The sequence below is a fragment of the Kribbella sp. C-35 genome, from assembly GCF_046549195.1.
In the GTDB taxonomy this organism is placed as follows: Bacteria; Actinomycetota; Actinomycetes; order Propionibacteriales; family Kribbellaceae; genus Kribbella.
The window spans coordinates 101,988-121,690 of sequence record NZ_JAJPWG010000008.1; the positions used below are offsets into that span (position 1 = coordinate 101,988).

General features: G+C 69.0%; 17 protein-coding genes. 9 read left to right on the forward strand and 8 right to left on the reverse strand.

The window, feature by feature from the left end:
* Window position 1 precedes the first annotated feature (1 nt).
* Together ACLJOO_RS40095 and ACLJOO_RS40100 are read right to left on the reverse strand one after the other, a co-directional pair.
* On the reverse strand, window positions 2–1,450 hold the full coding sequence (locus ACLJOO_RS40095) for an ABC transporter substrate-binding protein (RefSeq protein WP_410793290.1): 1,449 nt from the start codon (window positions 1,448–1,450) through the stop codon (window positions 2–4).
* Window positions 1,447–2,259: an IclR family transcriptional regulator gene (locus ACLJOO_RS40100; protein WP_410793291.1), complete on the reverse strand. Its 813-nt coding sequence runs from the start codon at window positions 2,257–2,259 to the stop codon at window positions 1,447–1,449. The genes ACLJOO_RS40095 and ACLJOO_RS40100 overlap by 4 nt, the downstream gene beginning before the upstream one ends.
* A gap of 102 nt (window positions 2,260–2,361) precedes the next feature.
* On the opposite strand from ACLJOO_RS40100, the gene ACLJOO_RS40105 reads away from it, so the two are divergent.
* Genes ACLJOO_RS40105 through ACLJOO_RS40120 form a run of 4 tightly spaced genes read left to right on the forward strand, consistent with a single transcriptional unit; the run spans window position 2,362 to window position 5,787 of the window.
* The gene (locus ACLJOO_RS40105) at window positions 2,362–3,297 is read left to right on the forward strand and encodes a dihydrodipicolinate synthase family protein (protein WP_410793293.1); all 936 of its coding nucleotides are present in this window, start codon (window positions 2,362–2,364) and stop codon (window positions 3,295–3,297) included.
* Window positions 3,297–4,415 carry a mandelate racemase/muconate lactonizing enzyme family protein gene (locus ACLJOO_RS40110; protein ID WP_410793294.1) on the forward strand — a complete coding sequence of 373 codons (1,119 nt, stop codon included), beginning with the start codon at window positions 3,297–3,299 and terminating at the stop codon, window positions 4,413–4,415. The genes ACLJOO_RS40105 and ACLJOO_RS40110 overlap by 1 nt, the downstream gene beginning before the upstream one ends.
* Complete coding sequence (locus tag ACLJOO_RS40115) at window positions 4,412–5,173, forward strand: SDR family NAD(P)-dependent oxidoreductase (protein WP_410793295.1); 762 nt, start codon at window positions 4,412–4,414, stop codon at window positions 5,171–5,173. The genes ACLJOO_RS40110 and ACLJOO_RS40115 overlap by 4 nt, the downstream gene beginning before the upstream one ends.
* Window positions 5,173–5,787 (forward strand): DUF624 domain-containing protein, encoded by a 615-nt coding sequence (locus tag ACLJOO_RS40120; RefSeq protein WP_410793297.1) that lies wholly within the window; start codon window positions 5,173–5,175, stop codon window positions 5,785–5,787. The genes ACLJOO_RS40115 and ACLJOO_RS40120 overlap by 1 nt, the downstream gene beginning before the upstream one ends.
* Here the strand turns inward: ACLJOO_RS40120 and ACLJOO_RS40125 are convergent.
* The gene (locus ACLJOO_RS40125; protein WP_410793299.1) at window positions 5,723–6,523 is read right to left on the reverse strand and encodes an IclR family transcriptional regulator; all 801 of its coding nucleotides are present in this window, start codon (window positions 6,521–6,523) and stop codon (window positions 5,723–5,725) included. The two genes, ACLJOO_RS40120 and ACLJOO_RS40125, sit on opposite strands and share 65 nt — an antisense overlap.
* A 128-nt stretch (window positions 6,524–6,651) precedes the next feature.
* On the opposite strand from ACLJOO_RS40125, the gene ACLJOO_RS40130 reads away from it, so the two are divergent.
* The gene (locus ACLJOO_RS40130) at window positions 6,652–7,839 is read left to right on the forward strand and encodes a family 16 glycosylhydrolase (RefSeq protein ID WP_410793300.1); all 1,188 of its coding nucleotides are present in this window, start codon (window positions 6,652–6,654) and stop codon (window positions 7,837–7,839) included.
* A 12-nt stretch (window positions 7,840–7,851) separates the two neighbouring features.
* Window positions 7,852–10,827 carry a family 16 glycosylhydrolase gene (locus ACLJOO_RS40135; protein WP_410793302.1) on the forward strand — a complete coding sequence of 992 codons (2,976 nt, stop codon included), beginning with the start codon at window positions 7,852–7,854 and terminating at the stop codon, window positions 10,825–10,827.
* Window positions 10,828–10,908: 81 nt separating this feature from the next.
* Here the strand turns inward: ACLJOO_RS40135 and ACLJOO_RS40140 are convergent, their stop codons facing one another.
* Together ACLJOO_RS40140 and ACLJOO_RS40145 are read right to left on the reverse strand one after the other, a co-directional pair.
* On the reverse strand, window positions 10,909–12,111 hold the full coding sequence (locus tag ACLJOO_RS40140; protein ID WP_410793304.1) for an acyl-CoA dehydrogenase family protein: 1,203 nt from the start codon (window positions 12,109–12,111) through the stop codon (window positions 10,909–10,911).
* Window positions 12,111–13,415, reverse strand: coding sequence for an acyl-CoA dehydrogenase family protein (locus ACLJOO_RS40145; RefSeq protein ID WP_410793305.1), 1,305 nt, complete (start codon window positions 13,413–13,415; stop codon window positions 12,111–12,113). The genes ACLJOO_RS40140 and ACLJOO_RS40145 overlap by 1 nt, the downstream gene beginning before the upstream one ends.
* A gap of 63 nt (window positions 13,416–13,478) precedes the next feature.
* Between ACLJOO_RS40145 and ACLJOO_RS40150 the strand changes: the two genes are divergently transcribed.
* Complete coding sequence (locus ACLJOO_RS40150; RefSeq protein WP_410793307.1) at window positions 13,479–14,537, forward strand: class I SAM-dependent methyltransferase; 1,059 nt, start codon at window positions 13,479–13,481, stop codon at window positions 14,535–14,537.
* Here the strand turns inward: ACLJOO_RS40150 and ACLJOO_RS40155 are convergent.
* From ACLJOO_RS40155 to ACLJOO_RS40165, 3 genes are read right to left on the reverse strand one after another with little or no spacing between them, the layout of a single operon-like run.
* The gene (locus ACLJOO_RS40155) at window positions 14,527–15,759 is read right to left on the reverse strand and encodes an RNA polymerase sigma factor (RefSeq protein ID WP_410793308.1); all 1,233 of its coding nucleotides are present in this window, start codon (window positions 15,757–15,759) and stop codon (window positions 14,527–14,529) included. The two genes, ACLJOO_RS40150 and ACLJOO_RS40155, sit on opposite strands and share 11 nt — an antisense overlap.
* 29 nt (window positions 15,760–15,788) lie before the next feature.
* Entirely contained in the window at window positions 15,789–16,196 is a 408-nt protein-coding gene (locus ACLJOO_RS40160) for a TIGR03668 family PPOX class F420-dependent oxidoreductase (RefSeq protein WP_410793309.1), read from the reverse strand.
* Window positions 16,197–16,205: 9 nt separating this feature from the next.
* A complete protein-coding gene (locus ACLJOO_RS40165) occupies window positions 16,206–16,862 on the reverse strand; it encodes a hypothetical protein (RefSeq protein ID WP_410793311.1) in 657 nt (218 codons plus the stop codon).
* Between the two features lie 151 nt (window positions 16,863–17,013).
* On the opposite strand from ACLJOO_RS40165, the gene ACLJOO_RS40170 reads away from it, so the two are divergent.
* Both ACLJOO_RS40170 and ACLJOO_RS40175 read left to right on the forward strand, forming a co-directional pair.
* Window positions 17,014–19,059: a sensor histidine kinase gene (locus tag ACLJOO_RS40170; protein WP_410793312.1), complete on the forward strand. Its 2,046-nt coding sequence runs from the start codon at window positions 17,014–17,016 to the stop codon at window positions 19,057–19,059.
* Window positions 19,056–19,703: a response regulator transcription factor gene (locus tag ACLJOO_RS40175; RefSeq protein WP_410793314.1), complete on the forward strand. Its 648-nt coding sequence runs from the start codon at window positions 19,056–19,058 to the stop codon at window positions 19,701–19,703. The genes ACLJOO_RS40170 and ACLJOO_RS40175 overlap by 4 nt, the downstream gene beginning before the upstream one ends.

Consider the following 19,703-nt stretch of genomic DNA (forward strand, 5'->3'; position numbering starts at 1 on the left):
ATCAGCCTCCCGGCGTGAAGTCCTTCAACGGGTCCCAGCCCGCGAAGGTCAGATCCTTGGCCGACCCTTCCTGCCCCTTCGCGGCCAGATCGGCCGACGTCTTGTCCAGGAAGGTCTGCAGGTCCTTGTCCAGCTGGGCGGCGGCCGGGGCGAACGGCTGGTTCTTCACGATCGAGCTGACCGCGGCGTCGGTGTACTTCAGGTCCGGCTTGGCCGCGAGCGCTTGGGTGATCGCCTGACCGCCCTTGCTCGCGAGGGCCGGGTTCGGCGCACGGCGCAGGGTCTCCGCGGCCACCTTCAGGATCGCTGCCTGGTCGGGGTTCTTCTCAGCCTCGGCCTTCCAGGCCCCTTCGAGCGCGGTCAGCGTGCCGAACTTCTGGTAGTACGCCTTGTGGAAGGCGTCCGACGCGAGAAAGTCCATCACCTTCCAGCTATCCGCTTTGTGTGTGGACTGCGACGACATCGACCACAGCGGGCTGAACGACTTGTTCCGCGCCAGGTAGGCGCCCCGCCCGGCGGCCGGCACCGGCAGCCCGGTGATGCCGAGCTTGATCTCCGGCGACAGCTTCCGAACCTCGGCCACGTGCCACGGCGGGGTCGGGTACATCGCGAGCTTGCCGGCCGCGAACTCCTTGAACGCGCGGCTGCCGTCCCAGCTCTCCCAGCCCGGCATCATCACCTTCGCGGCCTGCATCCGCCGGTGCAGCTCGACGGCCTCGACCAGCCCCGGGCTCGACGTCGCGGGCTTGCCGGTACGGAAGTCGATGCCGCTGGCCGCGACGGAGTACGGAACAGCGGTTCCGGCGAGCATCTCGGCCGCGGGCGCCTTGGCCGCGGTAGGTGCGTACCCGAAGTACTTGCCGTGGCCGTCGGCGGTGATCTTGGTAGCCATCCGCTCGAGATCGGCCCAGGTCTTCGGCGGGCCGTCGAAACCGGACTTCTTCAGCAGGTCCTCGTTGTAAAGGAAGACCCGCAACGACGACCACGGCCCCCACACCAGCGGAAGGCTCATCAGTTTGCCGTCACGATGCAGGCCGGACGTGGCCGGATCCATGCTCCCCTCGGGGAACCGCTTCAGGAACTCCGGCGTGACGAACTCGTCCAGCGGCGCGACCCAGCCGCGCGCTGCCATCCGGTCCATGCCGTCGTCCTGGGCCCGGAAGACGTCTGGCGCCCGGTTCTGCTGGAACATCAGCTCGACAGCGTTCAGTTGCTGGTCGGACGGGTTCTCCACCACCTTGACCGCGATACCGGGGTTGGCCTTCTCGAACTCGTCGAACTGCTGCCGGTAGAACTCGCTCGCGCCGGGCGGATCCGGGACGAGGGCCACGGTGACGGTGACCTTGTCGGCGGCGTTGCCCGAGTCGGAGCTGCCGCCGACGAGGTTGCAGCCCGACAGGGCGAGCGCCACCGCGCACGTGAGCACGGTGAGGGCTGGGCGGATCTTCATGATCGGCTCCGTTGGTCGAGGCGCCCGGGTGGCGCCGTGAGCTGGGGATCGGTCGGGCCGTGGTGGCCCAGTTGCGAGTTGACGGCGTCGGCGGTCTCCACCACCAGGCGGGACAGTTCGTGCTCCCGGGTGGCGAGGTCGACGGCGCTGGACGGGCCGGACAGCGAGAGTGCGCCGACGACATGGCCGGAGCGGTCGCGCAGTGGGGCGGCCAGGCACGATCGGCTGAGCGAGAGTTCCTCGGTCTCGGTCGAGTAGCCCTGCCAGGCCACCTGGTCGATCGCCGCGTCGAGGGTGTCGTGGTCGGTGATGGTGCGGGGCGTGTACCGCTCGAGCTCCCCCAGCAACGCGCGGCGGTCGTCGACACCGAGCAGCAGGCACTTGCCGAGCGCGGTGGCGTGTAGTGGGTTCCGCCGCCCGGTGAGCGAGAACGCCCTAGGCGCCAACCGTCCCTCGAAGTTGCACAGGTAGTAGGCCTCGTGCCCACGCCGTACGGCGACATTCGCGCCGAGGCCCGTCGCCGCAGCGAGCGACTGGGCCGGCTGGCGGGCCGCGTGGTGCACGGGATGACCGTTCACGGCCACGCCGGCCAGGGTGATCAGCTCGGCGCCGAGACGGTACTGACCGTCCGCGTCGCGCTCGACGAAGGCGGCCGACTCGAGGGTGCTGAGCAGCCGTGACGCGGTGGACTGGCGAAGGCCGGCCAGGTTCGCGACCTCCGTGACCCGCAGGCTCCCGGTGACCGCGAAGGCACGCAGTACGGCGACAGCGCGCTCGACACTGCGGTTCGACCCTGCCTCCGGCGCCACGGGCACTCCTGGGGTTTCTGCGGTGAATGATGGACGGGTACATCCACTATGTGGCAGCCTTACGCACATGATGGATCTCGTCAAGCATCTATCGGATGCCGAATGCTGAACACTGAGAGTCCGCCCACCATCGAGGGAATGGTGCCGATCCTCGCCACGCCCTTCGGCCCGGACGGCAGCCTTGATCTACCCGGCCTGCGCCGCTTGACCGAGTTCCAGCTCGCGAGCGGCGTGCACGGAGTCGCCGTCCTCGGGATGGCCAGCGAGGCGTTCGCGCTCACCGCCGACGAGCGCCGCTTGGTCACGCGCGAGGCGGTCCGCGTGGTCGCGAACGCCGTACCGGTGGTCGTCGGTGTGGCGGCGACGTCGACAGTGACGGCAGTCGAGCAGGCCGCGGAGGCAGCGGCTGCCGGCGCCACCGCGGTGATGGTGCTACCGCCGTTCATGGTTCCGCCGAGCCCGGCACAGTTGCCCGAGTTCTATGCGGAGGTGGCCGCGGTCGGGATCGAGGTGATGGTGCAGGACGCCCCGGGAGTCACGGGCGTGACCATGTCGCCGCCGCAGATCGCGGAACTCGCGACCGTACCGGGCGTCACCTCGGTCAAGGTCGAGGCTCCGCCGACCGCACCCAAGGTCGCAGCGGTCGTCGACCGGATCTCAGAGCCTGGCTTCGTCGTCCTCGGCGGACAGAACGCACAGTTCCTTCTCGACGAACTCGCCGCCGGCGCAGTCGGCACGATGCCCGCTTGCGAGATCTCGGATCTGCTCGCACCGGTGGTCAACGACTGGCGCGCCGGGCGGTACGACGACGCGCGGACACGGTTCGATCTACTGCTCCCGCTGCTCGTCTACGGGCTCCAGTCCGGGATCGCGTGGGCCGTGCACAAGGAGGTCCTGGTCGCTCGCGGCCTGATCGACCACGCCACGGTCCGGGTGCCGGCGCGTGCCCTCGATGCTCGCGCGAAAGCCGGACTGACCGCGATACTCGACCGGCTGGACCTTCCTGCCGCATCCGCTGAGCTGACCGGGATCCACTGATGCCTACGATCATCGACGTGCAGGTCTTTCCGCTGGCGCTCGCAGAACCACGGAGCTACAGCACGAGTCCGCCGTGGCCGAGCATCTACGGCTCGGCGCGGGAAGCGTTGCTCGTGCGACTCACTGCCGACGACGGGTCGGTCGGCTGGGGCGAGGCACTGGCTCCGGTTGCTCCTGAAGTCCCAGCCAAGATCATCGAACTCCTGCTGAAGCCCGCGTTGCTGGGTGCCGATCCGACCCGGGTCCGGCCGCTGGTGACCGCGCTCCGGGCGCTGATGCGCGAACGCGGTCACCTGGGCGGGCATCAGGGCGACGCGATCGCTGCGATCGATGTGGCGTTGTGGGATCTGGCCGGGCGGATCGCCGGCGTACCGGTGCATCAACTGCTCGGCGGCGCGCAGCGTGACGTCGTACCGACGTACGTGTCCGGTCTGCAGGGGGCGAAGGACCCAGAGCGGGTCGCGCATGCCAAGGACTGGGTGGACCAGGGTGTGCGGCAGGTGAAGATCGGGCTCGGGTACGGCGTACGCGAGGATCTGGCCACCGTGGAGGCTTTGCGGGCGGTGCATGACGATCTGCAGATCGCGATCGATGTGCACGGGGTGTACGACGTACCGCAGGCCGTCCGGCTCGGACGTGGGCTTGACTCATTGGGCGCGTGGTTCTTTGAGGCGCCGGTCGGGTTCGAGGACGTGAGTGGGCATGCGGAGCTCGCGGGCCGGATCGACACTCCGCTGGCGATCGGGGAGAGTCTGCGGCACCGGCAGGAGTTCCGTCCGTGGCTGGAAGGGCGGGCCGCGGCGATCCTGCAGCCTGATGTCGGGCGGACCGGGATCACCGAGACAATCGACCTCGCCGCGGTGGCCGAGACCTGGTTCGTGCCGCTGGCGCCGCATCACTCGTCAGGGCTCGGTGTCGTCATGGCCGCCGGCATTCATGCGTCTGCTGCGATCGAGAACCTGGTCGCGTACGAGTTCCATCCGGCGCTCTTCGACCCGGTGAACGTCGTACTGGCGACTCCGCTCGAGCGGGGCCACCTCGGGTTCGCGGTGCCAACCGGGCCAGGGCTGGGCGTGGAGGTCGACGAGGACGCCGTACGCGCGGCGTGCATCAAGTGACTGCGGTCGATCCGGCCGGGCGAGGGACGACTCGCCGGGCACTCGTGATCGGCGCGACGACGCCGATCGGGGCCGCGATCCTGGCGGCGCTAGCGGCCGACGGCTGCCGGGTCGCGGGAGTGTCGCTCGAGGACGATCCGGTCGACGGCGTCGATCTCCGGCTGACGGCGGACTGCTCAGATCCCGCGGCGGCGACCGAGGCGGTCGATCGGGTCGTGGCGGCGTTCGGCGGTCTGGACGTACTGGTGACGGCGGCCGGGCGGATGCCGCTCGTGCCGGCGCATCGGACCAGCGACGTGCAGTGGCGCGACGCGTTGTCCAACACCCTCGACACGGTCTTCTTCACGGTGCGGGCGGCGCTGCCGCACTTGGTGGCCGGCGATGCGGGCGCGATCGTCGCGGTCTCCTCCGTGAACACGTTGGTGGCCGCGCCCTGGGCCGCGGCGTACACGGCAGCCAAGGGCGGCGTCGATGCGCTCGTCCGCCAACTCGCGGTCGAGTACGCGAACCGTGGAGTGCGCGTGAACGCCGTCGCTCCCGGGATGGTCGGCGGCGAGAAGTTGCCGGATGCATCGACCGGGTACCCGCTCGGTCGGACAATCCGGGCTCAGGAGGTCGCGGACGCGGTCGCGTTCCTCGCCGGACCGCGTGCTTCCGCGATCACCGGCGTGGTCCTACCCGTCGACGGTGGGCTGTCCGTGCTGTCACCAGCGGTCGTCGGGCGGGCGGATCTTCAGGCGAGACTGCAGGCCGACTGATGGAGCTCACGGGCCGTACGGCGATCCTCTATCGGTGCCTCGACTGGCTGCTGCGGCTCTCGCTCGTTTCGCTGCTGTGGATCCTCGGCGTTCTGGCGGGCGCTGTCGTGATTGGGATCGCGCCTTCGACTCTCGCGGCTCATCAGGTGATCTCGAGCTCGCTCGATGCGCCCGCCTGGTCGACCTTCTGGTCCGGGTGGCGCGAGTGGCTCGGGCGCGGGCAGGTGGTCCTGGGGTTGCCGTTGGCATCGGTATGGGTGCTGGGGTTCTATCTCACGATGGCGCGGCAGACCGTCATCGCGGTGCCCTTGTCCCTTGTCCTGCTGGGGTATCTGGTCACACTGTGGCTGCTACCTGCCGTCGCGGTCACCGCCGGGTCCCGCCGTACGACGGAAATCTGGATGCTCACGATCCACGTCGCGTGGCGTCGTCCCGTCGTACCCGTGGCCGCTGCGATCGCGCTGGTCGCGGCCGGCTTGGGCGCCTGGTACGTCGTACCGGCTGCGCTCCTGTTCGGTCCCGCGACGGCTGCGCTGGGCGCGGTGCTGGTCAGCTCACGGCTGCTGACGCGTGGTACCCCAGACCCGACGAGATCTGGTCAGCCTGTTCGATGACCTGCATGGCGAGCGACTCCTCCCGGGCGGCGAGGTCCATCGCCGACAGCGGGCCGGAGACGGACAGGGCAGCGACGACGGCGCCTGTCCGGTCGCGTACGGGCGCGGCGAGACAGGCGCGGCCGAACGCCAGCTCCTCCACCTCGAGGGCGTACCCGCGCTCGCGGACCTCGCGGAGGAGCTTGTCGAGCGCGTTGTGATCGGTCACGGTGTGCGGGGTGTAGCGCGCCAGGTCGTCGCCGAGCAGGTCCTTCAGCTCCGCCTTCGGGAGTTCGCTGATCAGGGCCTTGCCCATCGCGGTCGCATGCAGCGGTCCGCGGCGGCCCACCAACGTGGACGACCGGCCGGCGGCGCGGCCCTCGAAGTGGCACAGGTAGAACAGTTCCGAACCGCGGCGCTCGGCGACGTTCGCGCCGAGGTTCAGGTCGGCGGCCAGGTTCTGCGCCACCTGACGGGACTGCTGGTGCACGGGCAGCTCGTTCAGGCCGATGCCCGCCAGGGTGATGACCTTCGGGCCGATCCCGTACAGCCCGCTGCGCTGGTCGTACGCCAGGAACCCCAGTGCGACCAGCGCCCCCACCAACCGTGACACCGTCGACTGCCCGAGCCCGGTCGCCTCTACCAGCTCCGACACCCGCCGCTGCGGATGCGCCTCGGTGAACTCCGACAACAACGACAAGGCCCGCTCGACGCTCTGCGTCCCCGGTCCGGCCTCACGGCCAATCGCACGCGCCACAGAGCTCACCCCTCAGCCTCGAATTTGGTTCCGTCATCCATATCGTAGATGAAAACGCATATCACATCGGTTAGCGATCATAGGGATGAGACATTCACATAGTAGATATGAAGTGCTAGCGTCTCGCCATGAGACTGGCCAAGACTGCTCGTGGACTATTGGCTGCCACGCTGATGACTGCCGCGTTGGCGCCGGTATCGGCCGCGTCAGCCGCGGACGCGCCGGCGGCTGGCTATGAGCTGGCGTGGGCCGACGAGTTCGACGGCAACGCCCCGGACACCGCGGAGTGGAGTTTCCGGACGGACACGAAAGGCAGCCAGCAGCGGGCCGAGAACGTCGCGGTCAGCGGTGGTTCGATGACGATCTCTCTGTGTCCGAGGAACACGGCCGGTGAGAACTGTCAGGACACGGTGGACTCGAATGGCGCGTACACAGGTGGCGGTCTGATCAGTAAGCGCCGGCTGCGCTACGGCTACTACGAGACCCGGGCAAAGACGAATGCGGGCAGCGGCTGGCATTCCTCTTTCTGGGCGGCGGAGAACGGTGGCTCCAGCCCGCAGACCGAGATCGACGGCTTCGAGGTCGACTCGAATCTGCCGGGGAAGATCCGGCACAACGTGATCGCCTGGGGGCAGGGATACACCCCCTCCAGCAACGTCTACGACCTCACCTTCGACACCTCGGCCGCCTTTCACACGTACGGGTTCGAGTGGCTGGAAGACTCGGTCAAGTTCTCCGTCGACGGCACTCTTGTCGAAGAAGGCGACGTACCGGCGGCGTACTCGGCCGACAGCTACGTGCACAACTATCTCAACGTGTGGCTGACTGCGATCGCCTACAAACCGCTGGAGAATCCGGTGGACGAAAGCGCGCTTCCCGGGAAGGTTCAGTTCGACTACTTCCGGTACTACCAGCGTGACGCGTACGCCGACAACGACACCCCCGGCGGCACCTACTCCGAGATCGGCACCGGCTGGGGAACGTCCGGCATCCGAGGCTTCGCGGGCCTGACCGGGCGCTACTCCTGCGACGGCGGGACAGCCGGACGTTGGACTGTCGCTCCCCCGGCCACGGGAACGTACGACGTCTACTTCTACCGGGCCGGTGGCGCCGGCGGACAGGTCGACGCACCCGTCACGGTCTGGAACGGCAGCACCGCGCTGATCCGGTCCGAGGTCGATCTGACACAGGCCAGTGGCTGGGTCCTGCTCGGCAACCACGCCTTTACCGCTGGTACGTCGTACATCGTGCGGATCGATCGTGACGGGGTGGGCTGTATCCGCGCCGACGCTGTCAAGTTCGTGCGGTCAATCTAGGAGGTCACCTTCGTGAAAGTCCGCAAGTCTGTCCGTGCCGGCATCGTCGCCGTGCTGCTCGCCGCGGGACTGGTGAACACGGCGCCGGCATCATCTGTGGAGCCAGCGCCGGCGTTGCCGGTTCCGGGGTATCAGCTCGCCTGGTCCGACGAATTCAACGGGGCGGGGCCCGATACCGACTCGTGGTTCTACCGGGAGGGCGAGAAGGCGCTCTGCTCCAACAGCCCAGGCAACGTCTCGGTCGCCGACGGTTCGCTGCGGATCGCGTTGAAACGCGAGGACCGCAACGGGATGCCGTACACCTGCGGCGGCGTGATCAGCCGGAAGACCTTCGGCTACGGGTACTACGAGACGCGCGCGAAACTGTGGGGCGACCAGGGGTTCCACTCGGCGTTCTGGACGACCGGGCTGTCCGACTACGTGCCCGACACCCCGCAGTACAAGGGCCCGAACAACCGGGTGAACGAGATCGACGGTTTCGAGGTCGACTCGCACGCGCCGGACGTGTTCAGCCAGGTCTCGCACTGGTTCGTGCCGCAGCACGTCGGCAACCCCGGCGGCGTGTACCGCGGTCCGGATTCCTCCGACGGCTACCACGTCTACGGCTTCGAATGGACGCCGAGCCAGGTCCGGTACTTCATCGACGGCCAACTGACGCGCGTCCTACCGAAGCCCGGACCGCACGGCCTGCAGAACATCTGGCTCACGACCCTCGGATTCACCGCACCCGTCGACGAGACCGACCTGCCGGGCGAAACGGCCTGGGACTACTTCCGGTACTACGCTCCGGTCCAGCCGGACGCCGACGTGTCCGCCGGCACGGTCGTGGTCGACAACGGCACCCCGCAGTATGTCGAGACCGGCACGTGGACCGATGACGTGACCGACGGACACCACCAAACGTTCGGCTTTCAGAACAAGGACGTACGACGCACCGACGACCCCACTGCATCGGCCACCTGGCGACCGCAGTTGCCGGCCGAGCAGTCGTACGAGGTGTTCGTCTGGAATCCGAGCTTCCTGCACACCGGCCAGAAGGCCGCTCGTTACACCGTCAGTCATGACGGCGGCCAGACCGCCGCCGTCGTGAACCAAGACAGCGCCGGTCAGCAATGGGTGAGCCTCGGCGCTTACCGGATGACGCCCGGCCGTGGTCAGGGAGTGCGCGTCACGTCCGATCCGGCGGGCAGCGGCACCCTGCGCGCCGACGCCGTGAAGTTCGTTCCGGCAGTTGTCGTGGACAACGATCAGACCGGTTACAGCGAACAAGGAACCTGGCGGTCCTCGAGCTCCGTGACCGGTTGGCGCGGCCAGGACACTCGATGGTCGGGCGATCCGGCCGCGACGGCGCGCTGGGCGCCGACGTTGCCGCACAGTACGACGTACGACGTCTATGCCTGGATCCCGGACGGCCGGCAGGACAGCGAGATCCGGGTCGGCGTCAGCGATCCCGGCTACACGGAGTCCGGTGCGTGGTCCGGCTCGAGTTTGACCGGTTGGGACGGTACGGCGACCAGGACGACGAACGACACCAAGGCCACGGCCGAGTGGCGACCGGATCTGCCGATCGCCGGGCAGTACGAGGTCTCCGCCTGGGTGCCCAACGACCCGATCAGCACCACCGCAGCGCGCTACACCGTCGATCACCCGGGTGGTCAGAGTTCCGTTGACATCAATCAGACGACAGGTGGCAAACAGTGGTTGTCGCTGGGCACCTACGATTTCGCCGCCGGGACGGCCGGGCGGATCATGATCGCGAACGCCGCGGGGCGGGGTTATCTGCGGACCAACGTGGTGCGGTTCGTTCGCGTCGGCGCTGATCAAGGCACGCCGCCGACGTACACCGTCACGCATGCCGGTGGAACCAGTACGGTCGCTCCTGATCTGAGCCTTGGGGTGGATCGGTGGGTCAAGCTGGGGAACTTCGCATTCAAGGCCGGCAACAAGGGTGCGGTGGAGCTGAATCGGATGGCTGCCGGAGTCGCGCGGGCCGACGCCGTGAAGTTCCTGCCGGCGTCTGCCCACGAACAGTTGCCGTCAGCACCTAGTGCGGTGACCGCCTTCGCGCGGCCGAACGTGTCGAACGGCGACCAGGTCCTCCAGGTCCGATGGCAGCCGACCGGCGCGATCGGGTACCACGTGTATCTCGACGGGAACCGAGTCACCTGGCAGCCGGTCCGCGGTAGCTCGTTCCGGATGTACGAACTGCTTGCCGGGCAAACGCACCGGGTCACCGTGACCTCGGTCGGTCGGGGCGGCAAGGAGTCGGCACCGTCGACGCCGTTCGTGATTCACGTCCCCGTGGACAAGGCGCCCCCGGTGCCATCGACGGAAGTCTCCGCCGAGGCAACCAACGGCGGCGCGGTGCTGTACTGGCCGCAGAGCACCGAGGTCGACCTGCACGGATACAACGTGTACGTCGACGGCCGGAGAATCACCCACGTACCGACCGGCAACCCGGCGGACGCACAATCGCGCGCACTCGGCTTCCCCGTGCGAGACCTCACCAACAACGTCGCCCATACCCTCGCGGTCACCGTAGTTGACCAGAGCGGCAACGAGTCGAAGCCGACGACCGTATCGGTGACACCGAAGCCGATGGCTGTCGTCGGGATCAACGACGCCGGCTACACCGAGACCGGGACCTGGACCGCATCGAGCGTCCAGGGCTGGCAGGGCACCTCGACCCGCACCAGCAACACCCCCACGGCGACCGCCGACTGGCGCCCTACCCTGGAGACCAGCGGCGAGTACGACGTCTACGCCTGGGTGCCGAACCACGTGAACAGCACCACCGCCGCCCGCTACACCGTCACCCACACGGCCGGATCCGACGCGACCACCCTCGACCAGACCACCGGCGGTCTCCGCTGGGTCCACCTCGGCCGCTATGCCTTCACTGCCGGCACCACAGCCCACGTCACCGTCACCAACGCAGCGGGCACCGGCTGGCTCCGCACCAGCGCCGTGAGGTTCGTGCCGGCCTGACCGGCCGTCGCGACTTGATCGATCGAGGTCCCGGCTTGCTCTGAGAGGAAGTCAGAGCAAGCCGGAAGCCGTGACACCAGGCTATTTCAGCTCGGCGGAGGTCTTTCCCAGCAGCCGGCGGGCGATGATCAGTTGCTGGATTTGTTGGGTTCCCTCGAAGATGTCGAGGATTTTGCTGTCTCGGGACCATTTTTCGAGGAGGTGGTGTTCGGAGTAGCCGAGGGGGCCGGTTAGTTCTACGCAGCGGAGGGTTATGTCGTTGGCGGTGCGGCCGGCTTTGGCTTTGGCTATGGAGGCTTGGAGGGAGTTGGGTCGGCCGTTGTCGGCCATCCAGGCGGCCTGGAGGGTGAGGAGGTAGGCGGCTTCCCAGTCGGCTTCCATGGCGAGGTACGTCGCGGCCGCGGCGGACTGCAGGTGGACGGGGCGGTCGTAGTCGATGTGTACGCCGGCTTCGGACAGCAGCTCCCGCGTGAGTTCGAGCGACGCGCGGGCGCAGCCGACCGCCATCGCTGCGACCAGGGGGCGGGTGTTGTCGAAGGTCTGCATGACACCGGCGAAGCCCTTGTCGATGTCCGCAGATCCCAGGAGATTCTCGCGTGGGACGCGGCAGTTCTCGAAGCGGATCGTCGCGGTGTCAGAGGCCCGGATGCCGAGCTTGTGCTCCAGGCGTTCGACGGTCATCCCGGGTGTGTCCTTCATGACCACGAACGACTTGATCGCGGCGCGTCCGAGCGACTTGTCGAGCGTCGCCCAGACGACGACCGCGTCGCAGCGGCCGCCGGCGGTGACGAAGATCTTCTCGCCGTTCAGCACGTACGCATCGCCGTCGAGCCGCGCCGTGGTCTGGATGCCGGCCGAGTCCGAGCCGCAGCCCGGTTCGGTGATCGCCATCGCGGCCCACACGCCGTCGAAGCGCTGCAGTTGCTCGTCCGACGCGACGGACGCGATCGCCGAGTTGCCGAGGCCCTGGCGTGGCATCGACAGCAGCAGCCCGACGTCACCCCAGCACATCTCCATGATCGACAGCACCGACGACAGGTTCGACCCGTTCACGACGCCGTCCTCGGCGGCAGCGGTACGTCGTACGCCCGAAGCGCCCGCGCCGGAACCGGTGCCCGAGGCACCTAATCCGTCGACCATCGCGGCGAGCATGTCCAGCTCAACCGGGTACTCGTGCTCAGCCAGGTCGTACCGGCGCGAGTTCGGCCGCAGCATCTCGGCCGCGACCTGATGCGCCTGGTTGACGAAGGCCCTGAACTTGCGAGGAGTCTCGAGGTTGATCATCAGACCAGCACCGCACCTTCCATCACGCCGATCGCCCGTAGGTCGCGGTACCACCGCTCCACCGGATGTTCCTTCACGAACCCGTGCCCGCCGAGCAGCTGTACGCCGTCGGTCCCGATCTGCATGCCCTTCTCCGTACACAGCCGCCGCGCCAACGCCGCCTCCCGTGCGAACGGAAGGCCCTGAGAGGCACGCGATCCGGCCCGGTACGTCACCAGCTTCATGCCCTCGAGCTCGATCCCGATGTTCGCGACCATGAACGCCACCGACTGCCGATGGCTGATCGGCTCGCCGAAGGCGGTGCGTTCGTTGACGTACGGCGTGACGTAGTCGAGCACCGCCCGCGCCGTACCCAACGACAGCGCGCACCACCCGAGCCGCGACAACCGCACGCACTCGGCATAATCCTCGACCGAGCCCAGAGGCACCGCCGGCACATCAGTCAGCAGCACCCGGCTCAACGAAGCAGCCCGCAACCCCATCGACGGCTCGGCCTCGATCGTCACACCCGGATGGTCCGGCTCCACCACGAACAACCGCGGCCCGGCGTCGGTCTGCGCGCCGATGACGAACAGCTCCGCCTCGGCGGCCCGCGGCACCAACGACTTCACACCGTTCAGCAGCCCACCGGTGAACCGCGTCTGCAGCTCGAAGGGATCGAACAACGGCCGCGGCTCGAGCAGCGCGAGCGCCGCGGCCGGCACCGACGAGCCGGTGAAGGCCGGGAGGTACGTCGCCTGCTGCGTCTCATCGCCCCACAGCGAGATCGCCGTACTCACCGCGGACGGCGCCAAACAGGCGACAGCCTGCCCCAGGTCGCCGTGCGCGAGCGCCTCGGCGACCAGGACGCCGGTCATCGCGGACCGCTCGGTGACGATGCCGCCGAGCTCCTCCGGGACCTCGATCAGGCTCAGCCCGAGCTCGGCCGACGACTCCAGGACCTCAGGCTCCGTCGTGCACGTGGTGTCCGCGGCGGCGGCAGCTGGACGCAGTACGTCGGCGGCGAACGAGCGGACGACGTCGACCATCATCTGCTGGTCCTCGGTCGGCGTCAGGTCGAACCGCCCGGTCCCCTTCGCCGCGGGCAGCCGGGACGGCGCGGCCAGCTTCGACGCCGCCGAGAAACGCCGGGAGAGCGCTCCCGCAGTCCGGAAACCGGTCTTGGTCGCCTCGAACACCGCCCGCTCGGCCGGCTTCCGCAGCCCGAGCCGGTCGATCGCCCGCCACTGGGCCAGCCGGTTCAGCAGGGCGACCCCGACACCGATCGCGTCCCGCCGCCCATGCGTCCGCTCCTGAATGCTCATGCCACTACTGTAAACCGAAGTTACAACCCAGGTCACGCTTTCCCGTTCAGTACGATCCACTCCATGGACCGGACCAACGCACTCGTAGAGCGCCTCTTCCGGAACGCCGGTGCGGCGCTCGAGCTGTACGCCGTCTACCTCGGCGAGCGACTGGGCCTGTACCGGGCGCTCGCCGAGCACGGCCCCGCCACGTCCGTCGAGCTGGCCGAACGGACGGGTACGGCGGAGCGCTACATCCGCGAGTGGCTCGAACACCACGCGGCCAGCGGGCTCCTCGACGTCGACGACACCACCGCGGCGCCGACCGCACGGCGTTACACCCTTCCGCCTGAGTTCGTCCCGGTCCTCGCGGACCCGGACAACGCCGACTACCACGGTTACAAAGGCGTCGAGCTCGCCCGGGCGGCGCGGATGCTGCCCGACCTGGTCGAGGCGTACCGCACCGGCGGCGCACCACCTCCGCTTCCCTGGGGACCGGAGGGACGCGCCGATCCCAACCGGGCAAGCTATCTGAACCTTCTGGGCGCGGAGTGGCTGCCGGCCATCCCCGAGATCGACGAGCGGCTGCGCGCCGACCCGCCGGCCCGGGTCGCCGACTTCGCCTGCGGTACGGGCTGGTCCTCGATCGCGATGGCGCGGTCCTACCCGCGGATCACCGTTCGCGGCGTCGACCTCGACGAGGCCGCGATCGCCGCCGGGACGCGTCATGCCGCGGACGCCGGGCTCGCCGACCGGGTCAGCTTCTCGGTCGCTGACGCGGCCACCCAGAGCGGGCAGTTCGATCTGGTCACGATCCTCGAGGCGCTGCACGACATGCCGCGACCGGTCGACGCGCTGCGCACCGCGCGGCAGATGCTGGCGCCTGGCGGAACGGTGCTGATCGCGGACGAGCTCGTCGAGGAGGAGTTCACCGCACCCGCATCCGACGTAGAGCGCTATCACTACGGCTGGAGCCTGATGTCGTGCCTGCCGAGCGCGATGGGCGATCCGGAGTCGGCCGCGACCGGAGCGGTGATGAGGCCTGCCACGCTGCGGCGCTACGCCACGGACGCCGGCTTCCGGGAGACGCAGGTTCTCCCGTTCCAGACGACGTACTGGCGTTTCTACCGGCTCATCCCGTGACCGCGTCGGCTTTCGCTTGCAGATAGCGCTGCTCCGGGAGGCTCGTCGTACGGCGGGCTGCGGCCAGGTAATGCTCGTGTGCCTTGGCCCGCTCCCCCGCGCGCTCATACAGGTGCGCGCGGACCGCGTCCAGCCGGTGCGTTTCGGTGATGTTCTTGTCGTCTTGGAGGGTCGCGAGCAGTTCGAGACCCGCCTGCGGACCGTCGACCTGGGCGAGGGCGATCGCGCGGTTGAGCGTCACCATCGGGTTCGGTGCGAGCTTCTCCAGCAGCAGGTACAGCGCGTGGATCTGCTCCCAGTCGGTCTCGTCCGCGCTCGGTGCCTCCGCATGGACGGCGGCAATCGCGGCCTGCAACTGGTACGGCCCGGCCGCGCCCTGCTGCAGCGTGTGCAGGATCAGGTCGGCGCCTTCGGTGATCTGCGCGCGGTCCCACAACGACCGGTCCTGCTCGTCGATCGGCACCAGGCCGCCGTCCGCGGTCGTCCGCGCAGCCCGGCGGGAGTCGGTCAGCAACATCAACGCCAGCAGGCCCGCGACCTCACCGTCGTCGGGCAGCGCGGCTCGCAGCATCCGCGTCAGACGGATCGCCTCGGCCGTCAGCTCGACCCGCTGCAACTCCTCGCCCGAGCTGGCCGTGTAGCCCTCGTTGAAGATCAGGTACAGCACCTGCAGTACGACGCGTTGCCGCTCGGCCCGCTCCGGCTCGGGCGGCATCACGAACCGGCTGCCCGCCGCCTTGATGCTCTTCTTCGCCCGGCTGATCCGCGGCGCCATCGTTGCCTCCGGCACCATAAACGCGCGCGCGATCTCCGCGGTGGTCAGACCGCCGACGGCCCGCAACGTCAACGCGACCTGCGAGGCGGGCGTCACCGCCGGGTGGCAGCACAGGAACAGCAACGTCAACGTGTCGTCGGTGTCGGGTGCCTCGTCCACGTCGGCGCCAGGCGAAACCAGCTCCTCAGGACCGGCCATCGCCGCGACGTTGTCCTCGCGCCGCCGCCGCGCGTTCTCGCTCCGGAAGGCGTCGGTGAGCCGCCGCGTCGCGACCGTGATCAGCCAACCCCGCGGATTCGCCGGTACGCCGTCCACCGGCCACTGCGTCGCCGCCGCCAGCAACGCCTCCTGTACGGCATCCTCACACAGGTCGAACTGCCCGTGCCGCCGAGCCAGAAACCCCAACACCTGCGGCGCAAGCTCCCGCAGCAGCCCCTCCACACTCACGCGCTCCTCCACCCCGGCAACCCTACGCGTCAGCTGAACGACCACCCAGACCACCCACGGGCCCGGATCGAGATCACCGGGCCCTGCGGCGGGTCGGCCTCGTACTGCGGGTACTTGGCGACCAGCAGGTCGACCGCGGGCGGGTGCTCGGGGACCACGCGGGCGACCCCGTCGACGCGGACCCACCACAGATGCGTCCAGTCCTCGTCGTACTCGTCCACCAGTACGGCGACGTGCTCATGAGCCGCGATGTTCCGCAGCCGCTTCAGGGCCGTCGTCGACTTCGGCTTCTGATCGATGGCGATGAACAGTTCGTCCGCGTGTACGGCGTACGTCACCGGGACGATGTGCGGTCGCAGATCCGCGCTGACGGTCGCCAGCCGCCCCACCCGAGCAGCTGCCACTCGAGCCCTGCAACCTGCTTCGTCGAGTCGCACACCTCGACACTAGCGGTTGGCCTGCGCCGACTGGCGCCAGAGCACCCCGCCGAGGATCGCCCAGAGTGCCGGCAGCAGCATCGGCGGCAGACCCACCGTGTCCTGAAGCTCTTGCCCGCCGACCAAGGCCGGCAGGTAGATCGCGATCTCGAGAAGCAGGAAGGCCGCGGTCAGGATCCCGATGACGAGCGCGGTCCTGGGCGCCACCTTGTGCTTGAACAGGTGCCGGCAGGTGAGCACCGCGGCCACGTCGACCGACCACCATCCGAGCAGGCTCAGCAGGATCGCCGCAGCCAGCCACGAGCTGTCGGCGAGAGCCGCGGCGCTGTCGATCCACACCACACAGGCCTGGGCAACCACGTAGGCCATCAGGAGTACGACGCCGAGAACGGCGAGCGGCTTCACGGCGCTGCCCCGGCCGAGCCGCGCCGCGATGGCGGTGAACGCGACCGCGGCGAGCGCGATCGGCAGGATCCAGAGGACGGCGACGGTGATCCAGGGCAGTGCGCGTTCGTCGACCTGGGCGGCGGTCATGTCGGACGCGGCGTCGCCGACGACGGTCGTGTGCGCCATCGCCATGAAGGCGACGAGTGGGACGAGCGCGATCACCAGCAGGCGGGCCGGACCGGCCAGCAGGGTGACGAGCCGGGGCAGGATCTGGGTCATGACAGGACTCCTTGGTCTCGTGAACTGACAAGACCGACGATCCGCCGCCCGGCGTCCCGGGCAGCAGAGTCCACAACCCCCGAACGCCCGGGCAGTTCGACGGGCTGTTCGGCCCTGTTGCCCGGGACATCGGGACGGTTACCGTTTCAGGATGACGCCTGCTGCGCGGTTCGGCCGGCCGGTGGCGCTCGCGATCGTGGCGGCGTTCGCGGCGCTGTTCTCCTGGGGTGTGCTGCTCGGGGCCGCTTCCGATCGGCCGGAGCCCGTCCTGTCGACGCTGTCCGGCCCGTGGACCGAGGAAGGACTGCGCCAGGCCGCCGGCGACGTTCCCCTGCCCTGGCTGCAGGGCTACTTCCTGATTCTCCAGCTCCTGCCCGCGGCCGCGGGACTGGCGGCCGCGTTGCTCCTGCTGAGGCGCGCCGACTCGTGGTACCGCTGCAGTGCCGCAGTGATCCTGGCGTTGTTCGGCACGATGAACGGGGCGATCCCGAACGTCCTCGAGAACGTCCTGGGCGGCTGGCTCGGAGATTTTCTCGGTAGCCTCCAGGGCCTGGCGTGGGTATCGCTGTTCCCGCTGATGTACGTCTTCCCCGACGGCCGGATCAGGCAGCGCTGGGCGCGGTGGGCTCTCGCAGGCTGGGCGCTACTGCTGCCGTACCTGCTCTTCGTTACCTGGCTGGGCTTCGACGACCCCGCTGGTCCGGCACAGTCGCTCCCCACCGTCCCGCTGTTCGGCTCGGCCGCGTACGCCGCGGTGCACCGCTACCGAAAGATCTCCACACCGGAACAACGTACTCAGACCCGCGGGGTCGTGGCCGCGTTGGTGCTGTGGTTCGGCTACGTCCTGCTCGTCGTACTCACGCCGATCCAGGACCTGTTGAGCGAGGTCAGTGGGCGCGGGCTGCTGACCAGCGTCATCGCCTATCTGGCGAGTTACGTCATCGTCGCGCTGATCCCGGCGTCCATCGCGGTCGGCATCCTCCGGTACCGGCTGTACGAGATCGACGTCTGGGTCAACCGAACCCTCGTGTACGTGACGCTCGCCGGCGCCGTGGTCCTCGCCTACGCGCTCGTCACGGTCCTGGGCACGTGGTGGTGGCGGGACAACGAGCTGATCGGTCCGACGGCGCTCGCCGTACTGCTCGGCGTCGGCTTCCAGCCTGTGCGGGTCCGCGCGCAGCGTGCGGTGGACCGTTTCGTGTACGGCCGCCGGAAGGAGCCGTACGCCGTACTCGCCGATCTCGGTCGCCAACTCGAATCGGTGCTGCCGCCGGACGAGGTGCTGGAAACGCTGGCACGCCAGGTGAGTGTCGCGCTCAAGCTGCCGTACGCCGCCGCCAGCCTGGCCGACTCGTTGCCGGCGGCAAGCTGGCCGCCGGGGCAGCCGGTGCCGCCGCCGGGCCGGGAGGAGGTGTTCGCACTCTGCTGGCAGGAGCAGCAACTCGGCAGCCTGCTCGTTGTCACCGCTCCTGGGGACGATCTCACCGCAGCCGATCGCGAGTTGCTCGCCGGTCTCGCTCGACAGGCCGGCGCGGCCATTCGCGCCGCGACGCTCAACGACGACCTGCGACGGTCCCGGGAGCGGATCCTGGGCGCCCGCGAGGACGAGCGCCGACGACTCCAGCGGGACCTGCACGACGGGCTCGGTCCCACACTCGCCAGCCTCTACCAGCGCGTGGATGTCGCCCGATCGATGGTCCGGAAGGATCCGGAAGCAGCCGAGGTACTGCTCACCGACGTCGGAGTGCGGACCCGGTCGGTCATCGACGAGATCCGCGCCCTGGTGCGCGCCCTGCATCCGCCCGAGCTCGAACTCGGCCTGATCGGTGCGATCGAGGCGAGTGCCCGGCAGTTGCCGACCCGTACGCGGGTCCAGGTCGACGCCGCGCCGCTGCCCGCGCTCCGGTCAGCAGTCGAAACCGCGGCGTACCGGATCGCCATGGAGGCGTTGACGAACACGGCCCGGCACGCGGCGGCCACGCAGGCCGCGGTGCGCTTGTCGATGTCCGGCTCGACGCTCACCCTCACGGTTGTCGACGACGGCCGCGGCATCCCCGACGGAGCGCGATCCGGGACCGGCCTGAGGTCGATGCGTGAGCGCGCCGACGAGCTCGGTGGCCGTTGCGAGGTCGCCGCCGAGCCGGGCGGCGGTACGCGCGTGACCGTCGTACTGCCGCTGTGGGAAGGAGACCGATGAGCGCGATCCGGGTCCTGATCGTCGACGACCACCTGTTCTACCGCGAAGGCGTCAAGACGCTCCTCGGTACCCGGGCCGACGAGGTTGACGTGGTCGGCGAGGCCGCCACCGGGGAGGAGTGCCTCGAACTGCTGGCCACGGTGCAGGCGCACGTGGTGCTGATGGACCTGAGGATGCCCGGCATGGGCGGGATCGCGGCCACCAGGCAACTGATCGCCGACCATCCCGAGGTCGCGGTGCTCGTGCTCACCATGAACGACGACGACACGGTGGTACCGGCGCTGCGTGCGGGCGCCCGGGGTTACCTGCTGAAGGACGCCTCCGTCGACGACCTGGTTCGCGCGATCACCTCCGTGGCCCGCGGCTCGGCCGTCCTCGGTCCGCAAGCCGCCGCCCGGATGCACGAGCACATCCTGCGGCCGCCGAGCCGGCCGGACCTGCCGTTCCCGGACCTCACCGAGCGCGAGCACGGGCTGCTCGCCGAACTCCTCCAGGGACGAACCAACGAGGAGATCGCGTCGCGGCTCGGCCTCAGCCCGAAGACGGTCCGCAACTACGTCTCCAACATCCTCGCGAAGCTACACGCGCGGGACCGCACCCATCTCCTCGTCATCGCGCGGGAGGCGGGCTACGGCGACACCTGA

Coding starts and splice junctions, on each gene's coding strand:
- ACLJOO_RS40095 (WP_410793290.1), bottom strand. CDS start 1,450: ATGAAGATCCGCCCAGCCCTCACCGTGCTCACGTGCGCGGTGGCGCTC.
- ACLJOO_RS40105 (WP_410793293.1), top strand. CDS start 2,362: ATGCTGAACACTGAGAGTCCGCCCACCATCGAGGGAATGGTGCCGATC.
- ACLJOO_RS40110 (WP_410793294.1), top strand. CDS start 3,297: ATGCCTACGATCATCGACGTGCAGGTCTTTCCGCTGGCGCTCGCAGAA.
- ACLJOO_RS40120 (WP_410793297.1), top strand. CDS start 5,173: ATGGAGCTCACGGGCCGTACGGCGATCCTCTATCGGTGCCTCGACTGG.
- ACLJOO_RS40130 (WP_410793300.1), top strand. CDS start 6,652: ATGAGACTGGCCAAGACTGCTCGTGGACTATTGGCTGCCACGCTGATG.
- ACLJOO_RS40140 (WP_410793304.1), bottom strand. CDS start 12,111: ATGATCAACCTCGAGACTCCTCGCAAGTTCAGGGCCTTCGTCAACCAG.
- ACLJOO_RS40145 (WP_410793305.1), bottom strand. CDS start 13,415: ATGAGCATTCAGGAGCGGACGCATGGGCGGCGGGACGCGATCGGTGTC.
- ACLJOO_RS40150 (WP_410793307.1), top strand. CDS start 13,479: ATGGACCGGACCAACGCACTCGTAGAGCGCCTCTTCCGGAACGCCGGT.
- ACLJOO_RS40165 (WP_410793311.1), bottom strand. CDS start 16,862: ATGACCCAGATCCTGCCCCGGCTCGTCACCCTGCTGGCCGGTCCGGCC.
- ACLJOO_RS40170 (WP_410793312.1), top strand. CDS start 17,014: ATGACGCCTGCTGCGCGGTTCGGCCGGCCGGTGGCGCTCGCGATCGTG.
- ACLJOO_RS40175 (WP_410793314.1), top strand. CDS start 19,056: ATGAGCGCGATCCGGGTCCTGATCGTCGACGACCACCTGTTCTACCGC.